At 40.3% G+C, this 25509-nt stretch carries 13 protein-coding genes; 6 read left to right on the top strand and 7 right to left on the bottom strand.

Going from position 1 to position 25509, the window contains the following annotated elements; all coding sequences use genetic code 11:
• Window positions 1-420 precede the first annotated feature (420 nt).
• From AC0L7T_RS09645 to AC0L7T_RS09620, 6 genes are all read left to right on the top strand, one after another.
• Window positions 421-3681, top strand: coding sequence for a SusC/RagA family TonB-linked outer membrane protein (locus AC0L7T_RS09645; protein ID WP_473342352.1), 3261 nt, complete (start codon window positions 421-423; stop codon window positions 3679-3681).
• Window positions 3682-3730: 49 nt separating this feature from the next.
• Window positions 3731-5764 (top strand): RagB/SusD family nutrient uptake outer membrane protein, encoded by a 2034-nt coding sequence (locus tag AC0L7T_RS09640; protein ID WP_473342351.1) that lies wholly within the window; start codon window positions 3731-3733, stop codon window positions 5762-5764.
• Window positions 5765-5884: 120 nt separating this feature from the next.
• Window positions 5885-7228, top strand: a complete 1344-nt coding sequence (locus tag AC0L7T_RS09635) for a Gfo/Idh/MocA family protein (RefSeq protein WP_473342350.1) — start codon at window positions 5885-5887, stop codon at window positions 7226-7228.
• 122 nt (window positions 7229-7350) lie between these two features.
• Window positions 7351-8391: a DUF6807 domain-containing protein gene (locus AC0L7T_RS09630; protein WP_473342349.1), complete on the top strand. Its 1041-nt coding sequence runs from the start codon at window positions 7351-7353 to the stop codon at window positions 8389-8391.
• Window positions 8392-8423: 32 nt separating this feature from the next.
• Window positions 8424-9308: a sugar phosphate isomerase/epimerase family protein gene (locus AC0L7T_RS09625; RefSeq protein ID WP_473342348.1), complete on the top strand. Its 885-nt coding sequence runs from the start codon at window positions 8424-8426 to the stop codon at window positions 9306-9308.
• A 108-nt stretch (window positions 9309-9416) separates the two neighbouring features.
• Window positions 9417-10736, top strand: coding sequence for a hypothetical protein (locus AC0L7T_RS09620; RefSeq protein ID WP_473342347.1), 1320 nt, complete (start codon window positions 9417-9419; stop codon window positions 10734-10736).
• 1195 nt (window positions 10737-11931) lie between these two features.
• Here AC0L7T_RS09620 and AC0L7T_RS09615 read toward each other — a convergent pair.
• The 7 genes from AC0L7T_RS09615 to AC0L7T_RS09585 form a co-directional block, all read right to left on the bottom strand.
• Window positions 11932-13392 (bottom strand): neutral/alkaline non-lysosomal ceramidase N-terminal domain-containing protein, encoded by a 1461-nt coding sequence (locus AC0L7T_RS09615; RefSeq protein WP_473342346.1) that lies wholly within the window; start codon window positions 13390-13392, stop codon window positions 11932-11934.
• Window positions 13393-13431: 39 nt separating this feature from the next.
• Window positions 13432-14919, bottom strand: a complete 1488-nt coding sequence (locus AC0L7T_RS09610) for a neutral/alkaline non-lysosomal ceramidase N-terminal domain-containing protein (RefSeq protein ID WP_473342345.1) — start codon at window positions 14917-14919, stop codon at window positions 13432-13434.
• 66 nt (window positions 14920-14985) lie between these two features.
• Window positions 14986-16521 carry a N,N-dimethylformamidase beta subunit family domain-containing protein gene (locus tag AC0L7T_RS09605; protein ID WP_473342344.1) on the bottom strand — a complete coding sequence of 512 codons (1536 nt, stop codon included), beginning with the start codon at window positions 16519-16521 and terminating at the stop codon, window positions 14986-14988.
• 76 nt (window positions 16522-16597) lie between these two features.
• Window positions 16598-18100 carry a hypothetical protein gene (locus tag AC0L7T_RS09600; RefSeq protein ID WP_473342343.1) on the bottom strand — a complete coding sequence of 501 codons (1503 nt, stop codon included), beginning with the start codon at window positions 18098-18100 and terminating at the stop codon, window positions 16598-16600.
• Window positions 18101-18440: 340 nt separating this feature from the next.
• A complete protein-coding gene (locus AC0L7T_RS09595; protein WP_473342342.1) occupies window positions 18441-19817 on the bottom strand; it encodes a hypothetical protein in 1377 nt (458 codons plus the stop codon).
• A 212-nt stretch (window positions 19818-20029) separates the two neighbouring features.
• Window positions 20030-21529 (bottom strand): hypothetical protein, encoded by a 1500-nt coding sequence (locus tag AC0L7T_RS09590; RefSeq protein ID WP_473342341.1) that lies wholly within the window; start codon window positions 21527-21529, stop codon window positions 20030-20032.
• A gap of 694 nt (window positions 21530-22223) precedes the next feature.
• Window positions 22224-25391, bottom strand: coding sequence for a CheR family methyltransferase (locus AC0L7T_RS09585; protein WP_473342340.1), 3168 nt, complete (start codon window positions 25389-25391; stop codon window positions 22224-22226).
• Window positions 25392-25509 lie beyond the last annotated feature (118 nt).

Below are 25509 nucleotides of genomic sequence, written 5' to 3'. Positions count from 1 at the left end.
ATTTCTATTATTCTAAATGAATAATAATTAAATGACACCAAATTTTCATTAATGTAAATTATTATGGCTTTGCAAGCAGAGAATTTGGGATTGTGGATGCTTGTTGATAAAATCAGTCTTATATTTTTTTTAGGAAGAAAAAATTTTTAATATGCAATACTGAAATAATAAAAAATAAGTTAATTTCAATAAAAATCACTTGCATTAAAAATCAAATTCATTATTTACAATATAAAATTTCGCAATACTAAATATTCACCCTATAAAACGAAATATTTATTTGTTACTTTAAATAAATAATTGACCGTTCATCAATTTTTCACTAAACAACATGCCAATGAAGTAAAGACGAAAAACCTAAAACCTAGAATCTAAGAAGGAATTCCTTTCAGATCAAAAAACAATTAACAACAACCCATTATGAAAAGAAAATTACTCAATCGACTAGTGATGAAACCGATATCATCACTAGCGACTTTAGTGTTATGCTTGTTTTCAGGGAGTCTATTGGCTCAGCAGACAAGTTTAGACAAGAACCTAAAAAATATCGACCGAAATTCACTGACGACCGCCTCCAAATTAAATTCAGGCAAATCGAAGGTAGCAGATTTCTTTGACGTCACGATTTCAGGAACAGTTACTGATAACAATGGCCAACCTATTCCAGGAGCCACTGTTTCAGTACCAGGAACATCCATAGGAACGGCAACCGACCTGGATGGAAAATACACCCTTACGGTACCTGACAATTCTTCTGTCGTTATTTCTTTTATTGGCTTTGAGAGCCAAACAATAGAAGTGGGCAATCAATCTACAATCGATGTATCTCTTACCATGAGCACTCAGGCGTTGGATGAAGTGGTTGTCATTGGTTATGGTACCCAAAAGAAGAAAGACCTTACAGGAGCTGTGATTAATGTTCAGGCAGAGGAAGTAATGAAATACAAGCCTACCTCTGTTTCTGAAATATTAAGAACAACCGTACCAGGTTTGAGTGTGGGTTATTCCACAAATGCTAGAAATGTACCTGGCTTCAATGTAAGGGGAGATGCCTCTATAAAAGCAGATTTAGATGACGATGTAGACGAGGAAGCAGAAGCCAATCGTCCACTAATCGTATTGGATGGGGTTATCTTCCGTGGAGATCTTGCGGAAATTAATCCTAACACGATTGCAAGTGTGGATGTATTAAAGGATGCAAGTGCTGCAGCCGTATATGGTTCTCAAGCAACCAATGGTGTTGTGATTTTCACTACCAAAAGAGGTGAATATGGCAAACCACAAATTACCTTTAGCTCCAGAGTAGGATTGGTAACTGGAGCAAGAAGGCAGCAAACCCACCAAGGTGGTGAAGATGTTTTGAATTGGCTGACGGATATGAATGAAACCATTACCAACTCCATCACAGAGCCTTGGACCAGGTTTAGAGATTACAACAGCATAGATCCACAATACCAAGACGATTGGTTGGCAGCCAATGGTATCCCAGGTGAAACAGATCCTGCTGCCATTGATCTTGCGCGAGTAAACAATTTTGGTTTTTTGAACAATGAGATTGAAAATTACCAAAATGGCATTTCTTATGATTGGCAGGACTTCTTATTCCACACAGGGGTAAGGCAAGATTATGACGTAAGTGTTTCCGGAAGAAGTGAAAGGGTATCTTATTATTATTCTTTAGGATACAGTAACCGGGAGTCTGTTCAAATAGGTGATACTTTTGAAACCATAACTTCCCGTTTAAATTTGGATGTTAATTTGGCTGAGTTTTTCACTATTGGCGCCAATACTCAATTCACCTATCAGAATGAAGGCAATGAAGCTATAGACAATGGTAGTTTTAGGGTATATTCTCCATATGATCAACCTTGGAAGAATGGCATGCCACAAACCAGAGAAAACCTAAACGATCAAGCAGCAGGTTCCAACATAAGCAACCCTTACCAGGATCCATCTTGGAATACAAGAAGCTATACCCGATTTATGATAAATCCAACACTGTATGCTTCCGTAAACCTACCAGGTGGATTTACTGTGAGAACGGATTATACACCTCGTTTTGATGTGTACAAAAGATTTGACTTGGATGAAAAAGGTAATCCTCAAAGAGCTGTAGATGAAGCCCAGAGAAGATACAATGATTATTTCTCCTGGCAATCCAACACTACGCTTAACTGGGATAAATCATTTGGAGAGCATAGATTAAATTTCACAGGATTGTACAATGCGGAGAGAAATCAAAGCTGGCAAACCCAAGCCTTTACAAACAGTTTCTCTCCAACATCTGCTCTAGGATACCATGCAATGCAACTTGGTTTAAATCCTACGATGTCTTCCTATGATGAGACAAACTCAAGAACAGGTTTAATGGGAAGGGTAAACTACGCCTACAGTGACAAGTACAACTTCTCAGCCTCCATAAGAAGAGATGGGTTTTCTAGATTCGGAATAGATAATATTTACGGTAATTTCCCTTCCGTTTCTGCCGCATGGACCATTAGCAATGAAGATTTTATGCAAAATATGTCCACACTCAATTATTTGAAAATGAGATTGAGTTATGGTGTAAATGGCAACAGTAGCGGATTACAAGATTATAATGCTTACGCCAGATTAAGTAATGATGTGTTTTTGAATTATGACGGTGGCTATATTCCAACTCCCTACACTGAAATAGACAGAATAGCCAACCGTTTGCTTTCGTGGGAAAGAACAGGCTCCTTTAACGTAGGCATAGATTTTGGTCTTTTCGGTGACAAACTAAGTGGATCATTTGATGCTTACCAGTCTGAAACCAGGTCCTTACTATTGGATCAGAAATTACCTGATATTACAGGATTTGAATCAATTAAAACAAATATTGGCAATTTGCAAAACAGAGGTTTTGACCTGGGATTAAATTCAATCAATGTATCCACCGCTGATTTTGTTTGGACTTCTGCTTTTAATGTTACCTACAGGGTGAATAAAATCACCACCCTAGGAAATGATCCTATCGCCATGACCGATGGTGATGGAAACACAGAAATGAGAGAACCTGATGACTTGCAAAACGGGTGGTTTATTGGTGAAAACAAGGATATTATTTGGGATTGGGAATTAGACGGCGTATACCAATTAGGAGAAGAGGCTGAAGCTGCAGAATATGGTCTTTTTCCTGGTGATTTCAGGTTTGTAGATCAGGATGGTGATGGTGACATTGACATTGATGACAAGGTATTCCTGGGATTGACCAATAACCCTTGGTACCTTACTTTTAGGAACGATTTTGAATACAAAGGTTTTGACGCTGGGCTGATTTTCCTTGCCAGATTGGGATATAAAGGAGGTACTTCTGAGCCTTTTAACAACTCCCAACAATACATCAAAAACCACAATTGGTACGACATCCCTTACTGGACACCTCTTAACGGACAAAATGAATTTGCCAGAATCAACTCCATCAATTTGGGTGGTGGCAATGCCTGGTTAAGCCAGTCTTATGTAAGGCTTCAAAATATTTCAGTAGGTTATAGTTTACCTCAAAATATTTTGGAAAAAGTCAGTGCAAACAGAGTGAGGTTGGCCGTAAACATTGAAAATGTTGCTGTCTTCACGCCTTGGATCAAAGAATTGGGTGACCCTGAATCTTCAAGACAAATGCCAAGAACTTATTCTTTTAGTTTGGATGTAACTTTCTAAAACATAGAACACTTACAGTTTTAGAAACACAAAATTAAAATAAAAAGAAATGAAAAAGATAAATTTATTAAAAGGAATTATACTCCCTGTATTCCTTATATTCTCTGTCTCGTGTAACGAGGAGTTTCTGGATGAAAAGCCATTGTCTTTTCTTAGTCCAGAAAACACATTTGGGGATGCCGCAGGGCTCCAAACAGCTTTGGATGGGGCTTATAAAGGGGTTTTTAACCAATGGAATGGGGATACCCGGGAATTGATGTTCAATAGCAATATGAGTGATGCCTCTGTTGTTTCTGCTACAGATAAACCGGATGCATGGGTAGATTTACGTGTCTACGCAACTCCTACGAATAGTAGAAACAATGATGCTGGCCGTACTTTGTCTTTTTATGCAGACAATTACAAGCACATCAAAAAAGCCAATACCGTAATCGATTATATTGACTTCCCTGAATGGGCAGATGGCGCCAATGATGTAGAAAGAAACCATCTATTAGGATCCGCTTATTTTCTTAGGGCCTTTTTCTACATGCAATTGACCATGGATTTTGGAAATGTAGGTTTTCCACTGAATGTAGTTACTGACGCCAGAAGGGATTTTAAAGCCTTCAATATGCAAGGTATTTGGGATCAAATGATCGCGGATCTTGAGTATGCTGTTCAACATGTGAAACCAAAAAGTCAATTGGCATCAGGTCAGGCACCAAAGGATGCTGTACGTGTTTTATTGGCTAAATTTTACATGCTAAACCTTCGTTTTGCTGATGCTGAAAAATTAATGGACGATGTTATCAATGGTGGAGAGTCGCAACTTTTCACTGACGACATGATCCCATCAGATGTTAGTGAAGTAGAAGTAGCCAATACCAATAATCCTAATACAGGCAACCCTCTTCCAGGAAGAAGTGGTTATGCATCTGCTGATGCCATTAACTATATGCACATGGACAAAGGCAATCAGAAAACCAGCAATCCAGAAGGGATTTGGCTGGTTGTCAATGAGCCATTTGTTTTGGGTACACAAGGCAGATCTGCAAGAATCAGAGCTTGGGGACCAAATTTTGTAAGTACAAACCTTGGTGTTTGGGAGCCTGGCACCAATAGAACAGGGACTGATACCCAACAAGCCACCAATGACGACAGAGGTAGAATGATGAAAAAATGGGGTAGAGGTCAGGGATTTGCCAGACCTACCAACTATTCACAATATGACATCTGGAATTTTAAAGGCAAAATTGACGAACAGGATTACCGTCACAAAGACCTTAACTGGTTTGAAATGGAGGATGTTTTATACGACAATCCTTCTTTAGCACCAACTGCTACCGACCCTGGAAGTCCTTATTACCTAAAACCCCTTCAACTATTTGATGACAATGGAAACTTAACCTGCCAGGATACTATCCGTTGCTGGTATGGCTACCCACGTTACAAGTTCTATTCTGTTAATCAGCAGGATAGACCTGACAGACAAGATGGTGGTAAAATGGACATGTACATCATGCGTATTGCAGAAGCTTACCTGGTTAGGGCAGAAGCCCGATTCTGGCAAGACAACTTTGCAGGCGTAGCTGATGACATCAATACCATTCGCCAAAGAGCAAATGCAATCGATATGTATACGATCGCAGACGTTCAAACTGACGGAATAGGTGCTGTTCTTGACGAACGAAACAGAGAGTTGTTTGGTGAAGAGTACCGTCATGATGAGTTGGTTCGTATTTCTGTAATTTTCGCTAAAACAGGCAAAACCGCCTATAATGGCAAAACTTATTCCATATCAGGAGATGATATAGAAAAGTCACTTTCAGCGAGTAGCTTCTATTACGACAGAATGATGGAGAAAAACACCTTCTTTAGAGACGAGGTGCCTTGGGCTACTTATAATACGACCAAGTATACCATGGATCCAAAGCACATATTTTGGCCAGTATATCAGCCTTACCTTGTTGGTAATGTTGAGGCAGTTTTGAACCAAACTACTGGTTATAATGGTGCCGAGAACAATATTGAGCTATTGAATCATGTAGTTCAAACTCCAGGTGTCCCCAATGAAGACCCTATGAGAGCCATTGGTGAATAAGAATTTGCCATTGGTGAATAAAAAGTAAATTAATTCCCCTGATGTTATCATTTCGTCAGGGGAATTTCTTAATTTAATGGGTCGAATAATTATAACTTCAATAATAAACCAAATTTCAATATGGATAAGGAATCATCAAGAAGATCCTTTATAAAGAAATCAGCCATAGCCAGTTCAGCTGCCCTCATTGTGCCCACCATTGTTCCTTCCAGTGTATTTGGAGCCAATGACAGGATCAATGCGGCAGTTTTAGGTCTAAATGGTAGAGGAAAAAGTCATATCCAAGGCTTTATGTCACAAAAAAATGTTCAAATCAAGACATTTTGTGACCCTGACATGAATATTCTTAAAGATCGTCAAAAAAGCTTTAAAGAAAAATACAATGCTGACGTAGTCTTGGAACAAGATTTACGCAGGGTAATGGACGACAAAGATATTGATGTTATCAGTATTGCTTCTCCTAACCACTGGCATGCATTGACTACCATCTGGGCTTGCCAGGCTGGCAAGGACGTCTATGTTGAGAAACCAGGTTCCCACAACATTTCCGAAGGAAGGAAAATGGTAGAAGCTGCTCATAAATACGACCGTATCGTACAGCATGGTGTTCAGCTTAGAAGTTCTCCTGCGGTTCAAGAAGCCATCCAACTAATACGTGATGGTTATATCGGCAATGTTTACATGGCCAGAGGTCTAGTTTTTAGGTGGAGACCAAGCATCGGTGACAAAGGATTTTCTCCTGTACCAGAAGGATTGGATTATGATTTATGGACAGGACCGGCTCCAAAAACTCCATTTACTGAAAACCTTGTGCATTATAACTGGCACTGGAATTTTGACTATGGCAATGGTGATGTTGGTAACCAAGGTATCCACGAAACAGATCTGTGTATGTGGGGATTGGATGTAGGGCTACCTACTAAAATCACTTCCATGGGAGGGAAATTCTTATGGGATGATGCCAAAACGGTACCAGAAGTATTGACATCTGTATACAAATATCCTGATGAGAACAAAATCATTCAGTTTGAAGTAAGGCCATGGTGCACCAATGCTGAAGATGGAGCTACCGTAGGTAATATCTTCTATGGGGACAAAGGTTATTTGGTAGTTGATGGATACGATAAATACCAAACATTCCTTGGCAAAGATAGAACCCCTGGTAAATCAGGACAAGACGGTGGACCTTCTGGATCTGAAATGGATCGTGGAGCCGGTGGAACTGACGGTCACTTTGCTAATTTTATCGAGGCAGTTCGTAAGCATGATGCTTCCATTCTTAATGGCCCAGTAGAGACAGCGCACCTGTCTTCAGGATTGGCTCACTTAGGAAATATAGCTTATCAATTAGACCGTGTATTAACATTCAATCCTAAATCTGAAAAATTTGTTAATGATGATGAGGCAGATGCAATGCTAACACGTAATTACAGACCAGGTTTCGAAGTTCCAGACCAGGTTTAAACAATCAATAATTATAATATTGATAACCAATTTGAGAAAAACCTGCCAGGAAAATTCGTCCTGACAGGTTTTTCTTGTAAAGGGAATTTAAATTATATTTCAGGTATAAACAAAGTGTTCAAATGAAATACATAGCATTAGTAGTAATAATGGCAATGAGCAGCAATTTTCTCCTCTTTGGTCAAAAAGACAAAGAACCCATAAAAATCGAAGTTAAAGACTCCGAGAATAAAGTGGATGTAATGGTAGATGGTAAACTTTTTACTTCCTATATCTATCCAGACAACGTAATGAAACCAGTACTGTGGCCAGTAATTTCCCCAGACGGAAACATGCTGACCAGGAGTTATCCAATGATCAATAAAGCAGGAGACAGAACCGACCACCCACATCACGTAGGTATATGGTTAAATTATGGAGATGTCAACGGACTTGATTTCTGGAACAATTCTGAAGCTATTCCAGCTTCAAAAAAGGATGGTTATGGCTCCATCTTTCACCAATCTATCGAAAAAACGAAGAGTGGTAAAGGAAAAGCCCTATTGGTTACTAAGTCTCTTTGGAAAGCACCTGACAACACAAGCATGTTGGAAGAGAAAACTTCTTTTGCTTTTAAAGCAGGAAAAGACATTCGCATTATTGACCGTACCACCGAATTAACGGCTTTGATTGACGAAGTGAAATTTACAGACAACAAAGAAGGAATGTTTGCCATCCGTGTTGCCCGTGAAATGGAGTTGCCTTCAGAGAAACCAACTACCTTAATGGATTCACATGGTGTTGAAACCAAAGTGGATAAAATGGACAATACCTATGTAAAAGGGGATTACAAAAGTTCAGAAGGAATTACAGGAGGGGATGTATGGGGTACCAGAGCCCGTTGGATGGAGTTGGCCAGTGAAATTAAGGGAGAGCAAGTTTCTTTGATAATCATTGATCATCCAGAAAACCCAGGCTACCCAACTTATTGGCATGCTAGGGATTATGGTTTATTTGCTGCGAATACATTAGGACAAAAAGCGCTTTCTGGTGGCAAAGACGAATTGAATTACAGCTTAAAAAAGGGTGAAACCGCTACTTTCAAATACAGAGTTGTGGTTGCGTCTGAGCACCTTAGCGAGGATGAAATCAATGCCTTAGCTGACGAATACGCTAAAAAGTAACGCAATAAATCCTTTTAAACACAAGTATTTCAATGGATAACAATCAATCAAGGCGAAATTTTCTCCAAAAGAGTATCGCTGCAGGAATAGGGCTTTCACTATTGGACCCAGCTACTTCGGCAGCTTTCGCTAAAAAACCCAAAATCAATCTTGGTCTGGTCACCTATCAATGGGGAAAAGACTGGGACCTTCCAACCCTTCTAAAAAACTGTGAAGCTTCAGGGCTTCTTGGCGTAGAATTGCGTACAGAGCATGCACACGGAGTAGAATCCAGCCTGTCTGCCAATGAACGCAAAGAAGTAAAAAAACGCTTTAAGGACAGTCCCGTTACCTGCTTGGGCTATGGCTCAAACTATGCTTATCACTATACTGATCAAGCGGAAGTACGTCAAAACATAGAAGGCACAAAGGAATACCTAAAGTTGTGCAAAGACATTGGCGCCACTGGCATTAAGGTTAAACCAAATGGGTTACCTGCTGAAGTTTCCAAGGAGCAAACCATCGCACAGATCGCTAAATCGTTTAACGAGGTAGGTAAGTATGCCAGTGATTTGGGACAGTTGGTTCGTGTGGAAGTTCATGGAAAACTGACCCAACAATTGCCAAATATGAAAGCCATATTTGATCAGGTGACTGAGAAAAGCGTTAAGGTCTGCTGGAATTCAAACGACCAGGATTTGATGGCTCCCGGATTGGAAGCCAACTTCAATTCTGTTAAAAAATGGTTGGGTGATACCGTTCATATTCGTGAGCTAAACGAAGGCAAATACCCCTATCAGGAGTTGATGAATTTATTCGTAGAAATGAATTATAAAGGCTGGATTTTATTGGAAGCACGTACAAGCCCTGCTGACAGGGTGGCTGCCATGAAAGAACAACTTGATATCTTCAATACCATGTTGACCAATGCCAAATAAATTAAGGTAAAATAAAATGTGTCTGGGCCTGGGCAAAAGAATCTGCTATAATTGTTTATATTTATCAAGCGTAGCTAATTGCCTTTTAATAACAAACCCATCCAGATCATGACTTATTTTGCCCGAATTCCAAAGAATATAAAAGGAATCTTTTTTTCAGAAAAAGGCCTTTTATATTCTTTTTTTATTTTTTTCTACCTGGCAAGTTTTCTTTCAGGTGTTTCCCAACCAAACCCTTTTGATTTAGACATTACCCAATTAACCTCTGGTAATAAGCACCATTTCTTTGGCTACATTGGCCAATGTCAAACCATCCCCTGGAATGCTTCAGGAAGGTATATTTTAGGACTTGAGATTGATGCCATAGACCGCATGCCAAGACCTGAAGAATCGGCAACGGTTTTCCTAATCGATACCCAAAATAAAAATAAGCTCATACGATTAGACAAATCCAATGCATGGAACCCACAGCAGGGCACCATGTTCTATTGGAATCCCTTGGCTCCCGAAACCCAGTTTTTCTTTAATGACCGAGACCTTAAGACTGGCAAGGTATTTACTGTACTGTATGATATCGAACAGAGAAAAAGGATCAAAGAATACCGGTATGAGGACAGTCCTATCGGGAATGGTGGCGTCGCTGCAGATGGTTCAGCTTGGCTAGGCTTGAATTATGGACGACTGGCAAGACTTAGACTAGTTACCGGATATCCTGGCGCATTGGACTGGTCCAAGGATCAATTGGCTCCTGAGAACGACGGTATTTTTTTGGTTGATATAAAAACGGGTAATAAAAGATTATTGGTTTCCTATAGAAAATTGGAAGACAAATTAAAAGAAACCAAACCCAAACTTAATCACAGCGGCTTGTTTATCAACCACACGCTCTGGAATCGTGATGCCAATCGCATCTACTTTTTTATCAGGGCCGGATGGAGTGGCCAAGACGAGGAAAGAATCAATGTACCTGCCTCCATTCATACGGATGGTACCGGACTTCAACTCCATGAAACACATATAGGGGGCCATCCGGAATGGGATCTTGGCAATGTATTGATAGGTATCAAATACAATGATGGGAAAAGCCCCGATGAGCAAATCCGGTACAATGTAGACAGCAAGGAAATTATCGGAAGATTGGGAACTCCAGAAATGTTTCCAAAACCAGAAGGTGACATATCGCTTTCACCCAATGGGGACCTATTCGTCAATGGATACAGTGAAGACAATAAAAACTATTATGCTGTATACCGCCGAAGTGATGGTGCCTTTGCCCGAAGTGAAGGCATAGACAAAGGCCTTTACAGTGGTGATATCCGCATTGACCCTGCTCCACGCTGGAACCGTACCAATGATGCTATTCTAGTGCCTGGAATTGACAAGAATGGAACACGGCAAATGTTTGTGATTCGCTTGAAGAAGGAGTGATTTTTATGGAAATACTTTCACTATAGCAAAATCCAATGTTTTCAAAAACAGTTAGAATCCGCTACAACGTGAGATTGCCACACCCTCCCCCCGCTCAGCCAACCCCAAAAAGGGTTCGCAATGACGGTCTTGCTTTAACGATCAAATCTTACTCAAGTCCTGAAAACCAGATCCTGAGCGGAGCCCAAGTAGTAGGTGTTACAGATACCTTTATTGTAACCCCAGACCTGAAGGGTCTGAACAATAATAGCCGTGGGTGGCAACCCACGGAAAGAAGAAACTACCCTACTTTCAACGCTGAAGGTGTTGAACAGCGCCACATAGCGACACTTGTTCAACCCGCTACGGGGTTGGAGAGTTGTTGGAATATGCGCTGTCCACGGGCTCCACCCGTGGCTATTGTTGTTGAAGCCATCCAGGCTTCCTTCGGTTTCATAACAATTGGGAGGACTTTACAACTTTGCCAGGTTTGCTATGCATTAATAGGAATTAAAAGTTTATCAAGCTTATGATTTTTCTGGAAATAACATCACTTTAGCAAAATTCAATGTCTTCAAAAACAGTTAGAATCCGATACAACGTGAGATTGCCACACCCTCCCCCCCGCTCAGCCAACCCCAAAAAGGGTTCGCAATGACGGTCTTGCTTTAACGATTTAAATTTTACTCAAGTCCTGAAAACCGGATCAAAACCGGATCCTGAGCGGAAGGAGTAGGTATGACAGATACGTTTATTGTAACCCCAGACCTGAAAGGGCTGAACAATAATAGCCGTGGGTGGCAACCCACGGGAAGGAAAAACCCTCCTACTCTCAACACTGGAGGTGTTGAACAGCGCCACCTAGCGAAACTTGTTCAACCCGCTACGGGGTTGAGGAGTAATTGGAATATTCGCTGTCCACGGGTTCCACCCGTGGCTATTGTTGTTGAAGCCTGTCAGGCTTCCTTGAGTTTCTTAGAAATTTCGATGACCTTACAACTTTGCCAGGTTTGCTATTCATTAATAGGAATTAAAAGTTTATCAAGCTTATGATTTTTCTGGAAATACTTTCACTTTAGCAAAATCCGATGTCTTTAAAAACCGTGAGAATCTGCTATAACGAGAGATTGCCACACCCTTTCCCCCTCTCAGCCCAACCCAAAAGGGTTCGTAATGACGGTCTTGCTGGAATGACAAAATAAAAAACCCAACCTCTTTACGAATCCACAGACCTCGTATCCTTTACCACCTTATGCACACTTTCAGCAATGCGGTCTTCTACATCTCCTCGCCATCTCCAGGCAGGGTGACCATATTCATCCAAATGTGATCCTCCTTCATAGCCTCCTTCTTCCCAAACACGCCGAGAAGGAATATAGGCTGCCATATAATTGGCATAGCCACAAACCCAGGTTTTCTGAGGAAACTCTTTTTTAAATCTGAGGGAATAATCTACTACTGCCTCACCTCCAATCCCTATAACCAGAAGTTCATCTCCCATTTGCCAGGCTTGGGTGGGATAAGGATAGCTTTTAGCAAAAGTTTCTCCATTTTCAATCTTTGCAATCATCCGCTTTGCCCATCTGGCTTGAAGCGGACTTCTTCCATTGGCTATGGGCTCTAATTTTTCCAAAGTCACCATCTCCTCAAAGGCCAGGTCTACAAAATTAAAAGCAGTATTTAGCCGTGAAGAAATCTTTTCCAATGGTTTATTTAATGCTACCTCAACAGCAGTGGAAAGCATGTCACCGTATTTCTCACACAGTGCCAATTCTCTTCTAGGCAAAGGATTTTGATCTCCACCACAGGCATTGAAAAACATGGCTGCGGTGCCTGGGTATTTATTTTCTAAAGCTATCTGCGCAAATCCTGGGTAATCCCCACACCAGGTATTGAAATCCAATGTGGTAGGATGACAGGCATAGCCGAAAAGCAAGGCCAAATAATGCCCTCCAGGACCTTTAGCTGCCAGAACAGGCACCTCATGATCCACTGCACCTTGTAGCGGTATACCTTTGGCCAATAAGTCCGGAACTTCAGCTTCCTTATTGTCCCTCCTATTGACAGCAAAAGAACAATTGCCTCCGCTAGAAAACAACTCACAGTCCTGCCAGTTATTAAGTGCTTCATCAATGGCGGCAATCAACTGATCCTCCATCCATAATGTATATTCTTTTACCGCTTTTTTCTGTTGTGCATCGCTGGGATAATAGTCCACCAAGTCATCTTCTAAACATGGCGCACAATGATTGTGCGAAAAGGTCAACATAAATTGAGAGCGTTCCAATTGAAATTGTTCCGCGATTTTGTTAAAAATCCGTTCATAGATGGTCTTAGACATGCCCATATGATCGGTGGTAACCATCACCACTCTTTTGCCTGCCGCATCCTTTAGGGCAATTACTTTGGCCCATAAATCATGGATTTTGCCATAGGCCACTCGTTTCCTACCATAACCCGCGAGCCAAACGTCATTTTGAGGGGTTATCAGTGCTTTGGCTATTCCTATTTGCCATTTGTATTCAGGTACCTTGGACATGCCATTGTAAGCTTTCTGTTCAAGCAATGCTCCTCCATTCATTGACAAAACAGGTGAGGACAGCAAACCCAATGTCCCTATAGCCACCGTTCCAATAAACTTTCGTCTGTCGAATGTTAATTTGCTTTTATCGTACATAGAAAATGCCTTTAATATGGTCTTTCAGCATGCTGAATTTTATTGTTTCTGGTGAATTTCCTGCAGCAATGCTATAGCAGTATCTGCCAGCATTTCTCCTCCTCCGGGAGCCAGCCTCGAATTAATGGTTTCATATCCTCCACGGGTAAATGCCTCTTTGGTGGGAACATAAGCAATATGGCTATGGGTCAATTCAACCACAATGGTATTATTATAGGGGGAATTTTCTTTGATTGCCAAGCCTAAATCTACAAACACTTCCCCCGGAAGGCCAACAATGGCCAGGTCCTCGCTAATTTGAAACACCTGCACCTCTAATGGAATTCTCCATGGTTGGTCTCCTATTGCTGGAGGCACCGCTTCTGTTCTCCTTATTCTCTCAAGTGACCTGATTTTTAACCGTCTTCTTCTTTCCAAAAAAGCAGTTTCTTCATAAAGTGGTGGCGCACCAGTTTCCTTAATGGCCCATTCTAATTCCTCTGGAGTGAAATGTTGGATGGGGACATAAATGACTTTAGCTATTGCCTTTAGGTCTGTCCCATTGATTTTTTGAAATTTATTTGGTTTTTGTAAGATTGTAGAGGAGAGAATTTCACCTATTTCAGAAGAACTTTTTACTTCTTCCTTGGTACCAGTAACATCTATGTGGTTGATATTGCCACAAGCTCCAGCTGCAAAGAGCGATACAAAATCTTTGTGAAAATGCCTTCGCAAATTATTGGCCAAAAAGCCCGGGTAATCGGCGCTGAAAGCCGTTCCACCAAAAGTATCGGCATGTAAAGAAAAATTAGAGACCGTCCCTATTGGGTGTTTGTCTTTCCTCCTTTGGATCATCACAACAGCCAATTCTGGATCTGTAGGTCCTTCCGTTTCCCTAATGGATGGATTGCGTCTACCGGGATTGGTAATCAACTTTCCATTTTTCATGATAAAGCGCCTGTTAAATGCCAAATCATTTACTTCTTCTCCAAACACTTCCAGGACTACTTCTTCCCTTTTCTCATATGCTTTAATCACCGCATTTACGATACCATCCTCCAGTTCCTTAGGATAAGCATCGGCTTTGCCTGTATCTAGTCTTTCATCAAATGGCGGTCTTAAAGTCCCTGTTAACTCTCTAATATTGGGATGATAAGCCGGGCTGGTATGGGAATGGGTTCCCGCAATAATGATATTTTGAAATGGTATGCCTGTTTCTTTTTCAATGCGCATTCTGGCTTTAAGGGACAAGTCCCTTTCAACCCACAAAAGATCTCCAACCACTAAAGCCACTTTCTCGTCCTGCTGCTCAAAAACCACTGCTTTTGCAAACAAAGGATCGTGAGCCCCAGTACTCGGTCCTCTATAATGCGGGTATCCGGCTTCTGATGGTGTGATTTCAATTTGCACCATTCCAGATTTGAGATTAGACTGCTGTGCATTTACCCCATGTCCTATTGTTAATATAGAAAGTGCAACTACAAGAAAAAGAAATGAAAAACTATGTACGCGGCCCTTCTTATAATTGCTTGCATTTAATGTCATCATATAGGAGCTAAATTATTATCCAATTGATTAAAGTTTATTTATCTGCCAGTAATTACCTGTCAAAAATTATGACTCTATGGCTTTTTCTAACAGGTTATGGGTCATCTTTTGGACCCTGACATCAGGTCCGTGTGGTCTGCTATAATGAGACCAGGGCAAGGTATGTCCAGGAGGGCTACTCAATCCCATTCCCCAGAAAATAGTTGCGGCACTGAAAATAAAATTATCTTTTGGACCTGGATAAATTACCGCCTGGTAGGGACATGGGTTATCTCCACCCTGCCATGCGGTGCCTTCTGCTACAATTTCCAAACCTTCAATGTCAGCGGCATCCGCCATGTATTCCCAGCCAATAAGCCCAGGAATACTGTCCCCTTGCTTCATCCCTGTACCTTTAAAGATCCAATGGTCAGGTTTTTTCACTGTCCAGTCACCTCCACCGTTAATCGGTTCTGTATTTCTCACACCCATCAGCAATCCCTCATCGGGGCCCCTTTCGGGAAACGGTCCATTTAATTTTTCTCTCAAAACTGCATAATCATTATTGGCGCCATAAGGCCCTCCTCTAAAGATCCTACGGTTAGGTTGGCCGGCTTCGCTTGACGTATAGGGCGCTACCCAACAAATAGAATTCCCAGAAAAAAACAACAAATTCACTCCTTTTGCCTTAAGGGTCTCTACACTTCTAAACTGTCGAATGTCCCAATATTCATCATGCCCGATGCTTAAGAAAGCCTTTGCCTTTAATCCTCTATCTGGAGTTAACAAATCGACATTGGAACAATAACTCACATCATATCCATGCTTTTCCAGAAAATAGGCAAAAGGCATTTCAAAGGAAATGAACTCTCCCGAACCAAAAGAAAGCGGGTCGTTTACAATGCCTTCGTATTGCCCCTGACGAGCATAAGGCCTATCAAAGCTTACCTTCGCCCAGGGGCCTTGGTTTCCTTTTGGATGGGTATAAATGGAATAGTTATTAGGCCATTTGTTATATGCCTGCCAGGTATTGTCTGAACATTGAAACAATAGGTCTGTCTCGCGCTCATCTTTAACAATAAAAATTATATAGCTCTCCCAATAGGGCTCTCTCGGACTATTGGGCAAAGTGCGCAATTTGCCCAAGTATACCCCACTCAGCCAATCCTCAGGAATAGTCAAACTGTTGGAAACCTCCCATTTGCATTCATGGATATTCATGTCACCTGGTACAGGAGTTCTTTGCCGTTTGCCTTTTAACGGGCACGTTTTTCTCATCCATCTTCCACCTGTTCCATTGTAATAGCCAGTCCGGTAAAAATCAATCTGGTAATCCACTTCTGGATCTACAGAAACCATGATGTCCAGTGTTTCTCCAGCCTTTAAACTTTGCCTGGAACAATACCCTTCTATCAGAGCAGATCGGTAATTTTTATCGTCAGGCCTTACTCTGGTCAACTGCCAGGAAGTGGTCCCTTCCTTTTTGTTTTCCTCTTGTACTAGATTCTTTCGTTTCGTCCCAGTTTCAGAAAAACCCTTGGTAGTCCCTAGTGCCAAAGCGATTCCACTTCCAGCACTTAACTTAATTGCATCTCTTCGGGTGAGTTTATTATTCTTAGACATTGTTGGTGTTTAATGGTGTTTTATTCCCTGTAATTTTAAGAATTTCTATTTTGTTCGATGATATTTCCCTTGCTATTTATCTTGAAGTCATGGCCGAAGATTTCAATTGATCTAAAAGCCCAAGTAAATTGGAGGTAATCACATCTGAAGCATTTATTTCCAGGTAACTGGATCTTGCCCGCCAGGTTTCATAGCCACCCCAAGCATGGTGTTTTGGAGTGGGTAAATAGCCATTGTATCCATTTGCGAGCGAAATGCAAAAAGTTTGTTCAAAAGGGCTTTTCGCTTTAATCTCTAAGCCAATTTCTACGAAAACTTCGCATGGAACAGCTGTTATTGCTAAATCCCCTATTTGTATAGCTTGAAGGATCAGTTGCTTTTGGTCCGGATAGTCATTAAGAAATATGGCTTCCCGCGCATACAATTCATCTCTTGTAAAAAATTCATTCTCATTGACGTCGGCTAATATTTTATGGGCTCTTTTTAATTCTGAGGCATCAGCTTTCCTGACACCCAGGAATATTTCCTTTTGAGCCATTGCCAAAGGCACCCAATCCTGATAGGTAATGTCCTGGTAAACCTTGAAAACCTCTGCCGCTACTGTATTGGCAACTATACCCATTTTCTCATACGGCTGCATGGGCTTTGGAGCAGTTCCACCATAATTAATATTGTTGATGTCTCCACTGGTACCATTGGTCATGATCCCAACAAAATCAGGGATTTGACGATCTGCTCCTACCATTTCTCCAATGCGGTTGGCAAACACCGCAAAATAATCCGCAGAAACATCTCCACTCTTAGCCCCTCCTACATAATGTAAGGAATAGTTGGCTAAAATGGCTATAGGCCTACCCTCAAGTGACTGAACGGAGATGATTGGCAACTCTGGGTCAATTGGCCCAGCCGGACCAGCCAGGTCTGGATTGTCAAATCCTGGGTTCATTCTTACTTTATCCTCACCGCCAAAAGGATTGGTAAATGTTATTCCTTCTTTCAGTTTCCATCGTCGGTTAAATACTTCGCTGGGTTCTTGGCCTAGGCCCCAGCCAATTCTTGCCGGCTCCAGGTTATTATTGGCTCTTATTATAGCATCTGCTACTCTTTCCTCCAAAAAAACCAAATAACCTGGGTCTGGCATACTTTCCCAAACGGCACTTGCCGTCCCCGCCGAATGGGTATGTATAGCTGAAATCAACATGTTTTCAACTGGAATTCCCGTAAACTTATTGGCCCTTTTTTTGGCCTTATCTAAAGTTTCTCTAGAAACCATGGCAAGGTCTAAAGTGACAATGGCAATTTTCGTTTTTCCATCATCTAATACCAATCCTCTGGCATGCGTCTCATCATGAACATGCCGTACAGTATCATCTCTAAAATTACCAACTATTGAGGTACCTACTTTAGGCGTAATTACACTCAAAGCCGCACCTGCTCTAAATTCCTTTTCGGTCTTCTTTTCCTGTGCTGATAGCCTCCCCATTCCCAATGTTAAAAACAACAATAAAATACAGGGGATTGAAAATCCATTGACAAGCTTTTGCTTTAATTTCAATTGGTTATCCTTTTTCTCAATCATAATGATTTAGTTGTTATTGGTGTTGGGCTAAAAGAAATGTCTGGCCTTTGTATAAAACTTTGTGCCAAAATAGTGCTTGAAGTAATTCTACTTCCATCAAATACTTAAATGCAGCTCTTGGGTTAGTTTTAAAATTCTTCGCCATGATTAATGGCATTTTTTACCCTATGATATTAAGAATACCTTTTTCATTCTGTGTAATTTCCATACTTTTTTATCTGGAAGTTATGGCCGAAGATTTCAATTGATCTAAAAGCCCTAACAAATTGGAGGTTACTACATTCGAAGCATTTACTTCCAGGTAACTGGACCTTGCTCTCCAGGTTTCGTAACCACCCCATTAATGATGTTTTGGGGTTGGTAAATAGCCATTGTATCCATTGGCCAGAGAAACACTAAACGTTTGTTCAAATGGACTTTTGGCTTTTATTTCCAAACCTATTTCTACAAAAACCTCACAGGGAACGGCTGTTATTGCCAAATCACCTATTTGAAAGGCTTGGAGGATCAGCTCCTTTCTATCAGGAAAGTCATTAATCAAAACGGTTTCTCTTGCATACAGCTCGTCTCTTTTAAGCAATTTCTCGCCTTTTACCTCGGCTAAAATCTTTTTGGCCCTTTTTAATTCTGCTGCATCAGGTTTCCTTACAGCAAGGGATATTTCCTTTTGTGCACTTGCCAATGGCACCCAATCGTGATAAGTAATGTCCTGGTAAACTTTATAAGCTTCTGCTGCTACAGTGTTGGCAACGATCTCCATTTTTTCATATGGTTGCATTTTCCTAGGAGCAGTTCCGCCAAAATTAATATTATTGATGTCTCCGCTGGTACCATTTGTCATGATTCCAACAAAGCCAGGGTTCTTTTGGTCTGCACCTATCATTTGACCAATGCGATTGGCAAACATTCCGAAATAATCGGCAGAAATATCTCCACTTTTTGTACCTCCTACATAATGCAGGGAGTAGTTGGCTAAAACCGCAATCGGTGTACCCTCTAGGGATTGGACAGCGATAATGGGCACCTCAGGGTCAATAGGACCGGCAGGCCCTTCCAGGTCTTGGTTATTGAATCCTGGGTTCATTCTTACTTTATCCTCACCACCAAAAGGATTGGTAAAAGTAATTCCTTCTTTCATTTTCCATCGTCGGTTGAATACTTCACTCGGTTCGTGACCTACTCCCCAGCCGATTCTTGCTGGCTCAAGGTTATTATTGGCTCTGATGATTGCATCAGCAGCTCTCTCTTCCAAAAAGACCAAATAATCAGGATCTGGGGTGCTTCCGAATACAGCACAAGCTGTACCTCCAGAATGCGTATGAACAGAAGAAATCAACATGTTTTCTACTGGAATTCCAGTATAACCCGCCGCTCTCTTTTTGGCATTGTCTAAGGTTTCCCTATAAGCCATGCAAAGGTCCAAAGTGACAATGGCAATTTTCGTTTTTCCATCATCCAAAACCAAGCCTCTGGCGTGCGTTTCGTCATGAATATTTTTTGTAAACCCCTCCTGAAAATTACCGTTTATTGAGGTGCCGATTTTGGGCGTGATTACACTCATGGCTGCTCCTGCTCTAAACTCCTTATCGGAATTTGTTCCTTGGGCAGAGATCTTCCCTATCCCTACTAGTAGAAACATCAATAAAAAACAAGATACTGGAAGTCCAGTGACAAAATTTTGCGTTAATTTCAGTTTGTTAACCTTTTTCTCAATCATAATTAATGTGGTCGTTATTGATGTTTTTCTAAATAAAATGTCTGGATTTTGTGTAAAGCTTTGTGCCAAAATAGCTACAGTAGTTATTCAACTACCAGCACTAACTTAATTTCACCTTTTCGGGTGGGTTTATAATGCTTAACGATTAATAGTATTTCATTCCCCCAAATTTTTAGACAGCCTATTTATTCGGTATAATTTCGAATAATTTTTTATCTGGAAGTTATGGCCGAAGATTTCAATTGATCTAAAAGCCCCAATAAATTGGAAGTTATCACATTTGAGGCATTCACTTCCAGGTAACTGGACCGTGCTCTCCAGGTTTCATAACCACCCCATTCGTAATGCTTTGGGGTGGGTAAATACCCATTGTAACCATTGGCAAGCGAGACACTAAACGTTTGTTTAAATGGACTTTTCGCTTTTATTTCCAGGCCTATTTCCACAAATATTTCGCAAGGAACAGCTGTAATCGCCAAGTCACCAATTTGAATCGCTTGAAGGATCAATTGCTTTTGGTCAGGAAAGTCATTAAGAAAAATGGCTTCCCGAGCATACAACTCATCTCTTGTATAGGAACCATCTGTTTTGGCTGCCGCTAAAATATCCTTGGCCCTTTTTAATTCTTTGGCATCCGCCTTCCTGACTCCCAGGGATATTTCCTTTTGAACAATTGCCAATGGCACCCAACCCTGATAGGTAATGTTTTGGTATACCTTGAAAGCCTCAGCTGCTACCGTATTGGCAACAATGGCCATTTTCTCATATGGCCTCATGGGCTTAGGAGCAGTTCCGCCAAAATTTATATTGTTGATGTCTCCACTGGTACCATTGGTCATGATCCCCACAAATTCAGGAGTTTGACGATCTGCTCCTACCAATTCTCCAATACGGTTGGCAAACATTGCAAAATAATCAGCAGATATTTCCCCACTTTTTGTGCCCCCTACATAATGCAAAGAATAGTTGGCTAATATAGCAATAGGTCTACCTTCAAGTGACTGAACGGAGATGATGGGCACTTCAGGATCTATAGGGCCCGCTGGCCCTAAAAGATCAGGATTACCAATACCTGGATTCATTCGGACTTTATCCTCTCCACCAAAAGGATTGGTAAAGGTTTTGCCCTCTTTCAATTTCCATCGACGGTTAAATACTTCGCTGGGCTCGTGTCCTACACCCCAGCCGATTCTTGCCGGCTCCAGGTTATTATTGGCTCTGACGATGGCATCTGCGGTGCGTTCCTCCAAAAAGATCAAATAGTCCGGATCTGGCTCACTTTGCCATACGGAGCAAGCCGTACCTCCTGAATGGGTGTGTATCGCTGAGATCAACATGTTTTCAACTGGAATACCTGTAAACGCCATTGCTCTCTTTTTGGCATTGTCCAAGGTTTCTCTATAAACCACGCAGAGATCTAAGGTGACCATAGCAATTTTAGTTTTTCCATCATCTAATACCAAACCTCTGGCGTGGGTATCATCATGAATATGCCGAACAGTATCGTCCTTAAAATTACCATTTATTGAGGTGCCGATTTTGGGAGTAATTACACTCATGGCTGCACCTGCCTGAAACACTTTATCGGTATTATTATCCTGTGCGGACAATCTCCCTGATCCTAAAACAATAAAAAGTAAAAAGCAAAATGAAGCTACTCTATTAATTGAGCTTCGTTTTAAACACAGATCTGCAAGGCTATTTTTAATCATAATCAATGTGGTCGTTATTGGTGGTTTTCTAAATGAAATGTCTGGATTTTGTATAAAGCTTTGTACCAAAATAACTACAGTAGTAATCCAACTATGGTTGGAACAAATAATTCTGAAGAATCAAATTGTCACTAGCTTCTTTATTACCCAAAATAACCAGAATATGGTTAAAAAGTGAATCCTTTTATTTTGTTGGACTCAAAATTATTTTAATGCGATGTTTATGGGATAACCAGTATTTTTAAATTGCAGTTGGTAACTTATGCCTAATTTTGTTTGACAGGTATATGAAGAAATGGATAAATTACATTGCAAAGCTTACAGTGCCTTAACCATTATCGAAATTAACCTTTCATATGAATAAAACAATAACCGTCAATGGATTGAAAAATTAACCCGGATTATGTAATAGGATTTCCCGTGATTACGAGAAGTGTTGTAATCGCAAGAAAATCAGTCTGTTTGGATATTTTAGCATAGCACCGCTATGGTGAACCTGTCTACCGTCAGTTAGAATTGAAAACAGCAACGAAGTGGCTGATTTTGAAGCGGTTTCAGCATGTAATAGATTTTCTATTGCATATTTCGGGTTTAATGATCGATAGTCACATGCTTTTTTGATAGCATTATTTATTAACATGAGTTCGAGATTAAATCATCTTAAAAAAGCGGACTAAATCGTTTCAGGTACGAATCACTGTTGGAAAAACACCCTAAAAACCGTCCCTTCTCCCAACTCACTTTCCACTTCGATTTTCCCTCCAGAATTTGCAATTATTCTTTCCACCAAATACAGCCCTATGCCACTTCCTTCCACATGATTGTGTTTACGATTGAACTTCAAAAAGATATCATTTATATTTTTTGGATCAAGACCCAAACCATTGTCCTGAACAGATAAAATTATAAACTGGTCTGATTGCTCGGTCTTAATAGTCAATTCAAGCTCACGGTCAGGAGACCTGTATTTCAGTGAATTACATAATAAATTGAAAATAATGCTTCTCAAATTCTTTTTAGAAAATGTAATTTCAGGCACCTGGAAATCAATATTAATTCTCCCCTTTGCTTCAACAAGTTTGTCCTTAATACTTAACTTAACTTCTTCAAATAGCTTATTTACATTTATTAACTCAACTTCATTGATTTCATTTTCAATTCTTACGATCACAGAGAGCTCATTAATTGTTTCTTTGAGTTTGGATATTGCTACTCCAATCAAATCAGCTATCTCATTTACACTTATACCTTCAGGGTCGCGGGCTTCTTTCAAAAAATCAATCAGGCCACTGATATTGGCAAGGGGGCTTTTGAGATCATGAGAAGCGGAATAAATAAAATTGCCCTGGTCTTCATTGATCTTGTAAAGTTTTTCCTGTACCGTTTTTAATTCAGTAATGTCATTAAAGGTGATGACAACCCCGTCATTTTGATTGTCCTGTTGTCGGACATACGGCATGATAATCATTTGATACCACCTATCGTCTACAGTTTGAATTTCCTTATCGCATACTTTGGAGGTGGCAATCACCCCATTAATGTCTTCAACGAGATTAGCAAACTTTATATTCGTCGAAATGTCACTAAGTGACCTTCCCACATCACTTTCTTTCAGGTTTACCTGTTTTACAGAGGAAGGGGTAAATTTTCTAACGACAAGCTTGCTATCCACAAAGAGTTGCCCGATTGTCGTACTCTTAAAATAATTGTTTAAATCATCATTCAATTCGGCCAGTTCCTTTATTTTAAACTGGTACTCATTATTTACTGTTTGCAATTCTTCATTTACAGATTGAAGTTCCTCATTGGTACTTTGCATCTCCTCATTGCTTGATATTAGTTCTTCGCCATAGGCGGAGATATTGTCTTGGGAAACTTCCAGGGAATCATTTGCTAATTTAAGTTGGCTTTTGGTCTCTGCAAGTTCACTTCTCAGATCTTCCAAGTAATTTTGGGTATGGGATTCAATTTGGAAGTGTTCTACATCTATATCAGCATCCGTATTTTCTTCTCCCTCACTAAATAGGACGAGAATAAACGGATTAATTGAGGTGGGCTCAGCCGAAATGGGTACTACATAAACATTTACTGATTGTATTGCTTTGTCTTTTCTAAATTTAACCTCCTTTAATAGCACCTTTTTATTTATTTTGAGGGATTTATGTAAGGATGTGGAAGTAGCTATGGAAAGTTCTTCCGGTAGCATTTCAAGCAAATTAAAATTAAAAAGTTTGGGGAGTAGGTATTTTTCGTAATTTCCTAAAGATTGTACAATCATAAAATCACTGTCAACACAAATAGCAGCCTCATATCCAGACACCTCCATAAATGTTTGATTGATGCTTTCTGATAGGTTGTTTGCAAACACCGCTTTTGGCGGCCTTGAATCAAGTACAGGATTCACCCTTTGGGGATTCAATGCAGGGGTATTATAAGTGGTGTCTCGTAAATTGAGGGCTGGCGCCATACTTTTGTAAATTTTCCATTTCTTATCTATCTCTTGGAATGATTTTTTCAATTCTCCCAGGCTTTCGCTGGGACCAATAAATAAATATCCTCCCAGATTTAAGCAGAAATGAATGGAAGCCAGTATCCTCTTTTGCAATATCGGATTCATATAGATTAGCAAATTCCGACAGCTAATCAAATCTATTTTTCCATAGGGAGGCTGTTTCACAATATCATGGTCTGCAAAAATGACCATTTTCCTTATATTGCCCCGAACGGTATAGGTATTCTCGTTTTTAATAAAAAACTTCTCTAAGCGCTCTTCCGATATATCAGAGGCTATAGATGCTGCATATACCCCCTTAGACGCATGACGCAGCGCTGTCTTGTCAATGTCACTTGCGAAAATTTTAACCTCAAGGTCTTTTTTGAATAAGGTCAGTTGTTCCCTTATCAATATGGCCAAAGAATAGGCCTCTTCACCAGTTGCACATCCTACCACCCAAACCTTGAGCGAATCTACAACCAATTTTCCTTTAATAATTTCTGGAATAACCTTCTCACATAATATTTTAAAAGCTTCCTTATCTCTGAAGAATTTTGTGACACTAATTAGAAATTGTTGTGCCAGTAATGTTATTTCGGGGGGATTCGCTTTTAAAAATTTTGAATAAGCATCCAGGCTTGTTACTTTATGGTAAGCCATTTGTATGGCTATCCTTCTGATTATGGTAGGACGCTTATAATCAGTAAAGTCAAGTGGTGTTTGTTGCTCGATGAGGCGAAGAATCTCCTCCAGAGCTAAAACATCATTTTCGGTCAATTCCGTAAATTTGTTGACCAACTGATCCCGCTTTAAATAAGCAATGATTTCATCAGGAATAAACTCTGGTGCAAGAATAACATCCGCATTGCCTGAATGAATTGCGCTTGTAGGCATACCGCTAAATTTAGCGCTTACTGGGTCTTGTACAATCACAATCCCTCCGAATTTTTTTATGGCAGCTATTCCTTTTGTGCCATCGGAACCTGCACCGGAAAGGATAACAGCAATACTTTTATCCCGTTGATCTTCTGCCAAAGAATTTAAGAATATATCTATGGCCATATTGGGTTGAATGGCATGGCTATCTGTCAACATCAACTTTCTATGCTGAATGGTCATATTATTACCCTTGGGCATCAAATAGACACAATTTGGCTTAATGTCCATGCCATTTTCAGCCACAAAAATTTTTAATCTGCTATGTTTGGCAAGCAATTCTGCCATAAAGCTTTTGTGATCAGGGGATAGGTGTTGGATGATCACATAAGAAACACCATCTTCAGGTGTATGGTCAAAAAGCAAATGAATCGCCTCCATGCCTCCGGCTGAGGCTCCTATGCCAATTATGTACATTTCATTATTGGCCATAGGTTGTTTAGTCTTTTGATATAAAAATGGGGACAAGCTTTAATCTAAAGTATAACAATATTAGAAAATATCAGGTCAAAATAAAATTTTAACATGGTAATCTATAAAACAATTTACC

It is taken from the genome of Cyclobacterium sp. 10D3-21 (assembly GCF_055809755.1).
Note: the sequence above shows the minus strand (reverse complement) of the source record. Positions and strands in the feature narration are given on the sequence as shown.

What these genes read in the sequence shown, in the direction of transcription:
- AC0L7T_RS09645 (WP_473342352.1), top strand. Translation starts at nt 421, where the DNA reads ATGAAAAGAAAATTACTCAATCGACTAGTGATGAAACCGATATCATCA.
- AC0L7T_RS09640 (WP_473342351.1), top strand. Translation starts at nt 3,731, where the DNA reads ATGAAAAAGATAAATTTATTAAAAGGAATTATACTCCCTGTATTCCTT.
- AC0L7T_RS09635 (WP_473342350.1), top strand. Translation starts at nt 5,885, where the DNA reads ATGGATAAGGAATCATCAAGAAGATCCTTTATAAAGAAATCAGCCATA.
- AC0L7T_RS09630 (WP_473342349.1), top strand. Translation starts at nt 7,351, where the DNA reads ATGAAATACATAGCATTAGTAGTAATAATGGCAATGAGCAGCAATTTT.
- AC0L7T_RS09625 (WP_473342348.1), top strand. Translation starts at nt 8,424, where the DNA reads ATGGATAACAATCAATCAAGGCGAAATTTTCTCCAAAAGAGTATCGCT.
- AC0L7T_RS09620 (WP_473342347.1), top strand. Translation starts at nt 9,417, where the DNA reads ATGACTTATTTTGCCCGAATTCCAAAGAATATAAAAGGAATCTTTTTT.
- AC0L7T_RS09615 (WP_473342346.1), bottom strand. Translation starts at nt 13,392, where the DNA reads ATGTACGATAAAAGCAAATTAACATTCGACAGACGAAAGTTTATTGGA.
- AC0L7T_RS09610 (WP_473342345.1), bottom strand. Translation starts at nt 14,919, where the DNA reads ATGATGACATTAAATGCAAGCAATTATAAGAAGGGCCGCGTACATAGT.
- AC0L7T_RS09605 (WP_473342344.1), bottom strand. Translation starts at nt 16,521, where the DNA reads ATGTCTAAGAATAATAAACTCACCCGAAGAGATGCAATTAAGTTAAGT.
- AC0L7T_RS09600 (WP_473342343.1), bottom strand. Translation starts at nt 18,100, where the DNA reads ATGATTGAGAAAAAGGATAACCAATTGAAATTAAAGCAAAAGCTTGTC.
- AC0L7T_RS09595 (WP_473342342.1), bottom strand. Translation starts at nt 19,817, where the DNA reads ATGATTGAGAAAAAGGTTAACAAACTGAAATTAACGCAAAATTTTGTC.
- AC0L7T_RS09590 (WP_473342341.1), bottom strand. Translation starts at nt 21,529, where the DNA reads ATGATTAAAAATAGCCTTGCAGATCTGTGTTTAAAACGAAGCTCAATT.
- AC0L7T_RS09585 (WP_473342340.1), bottom strand. Translation starts at nt 25,391, where the DNA reads ATGGCCAATAATGAAATGTACATAATTGGCATAGGAGCCTCAGCCGGA.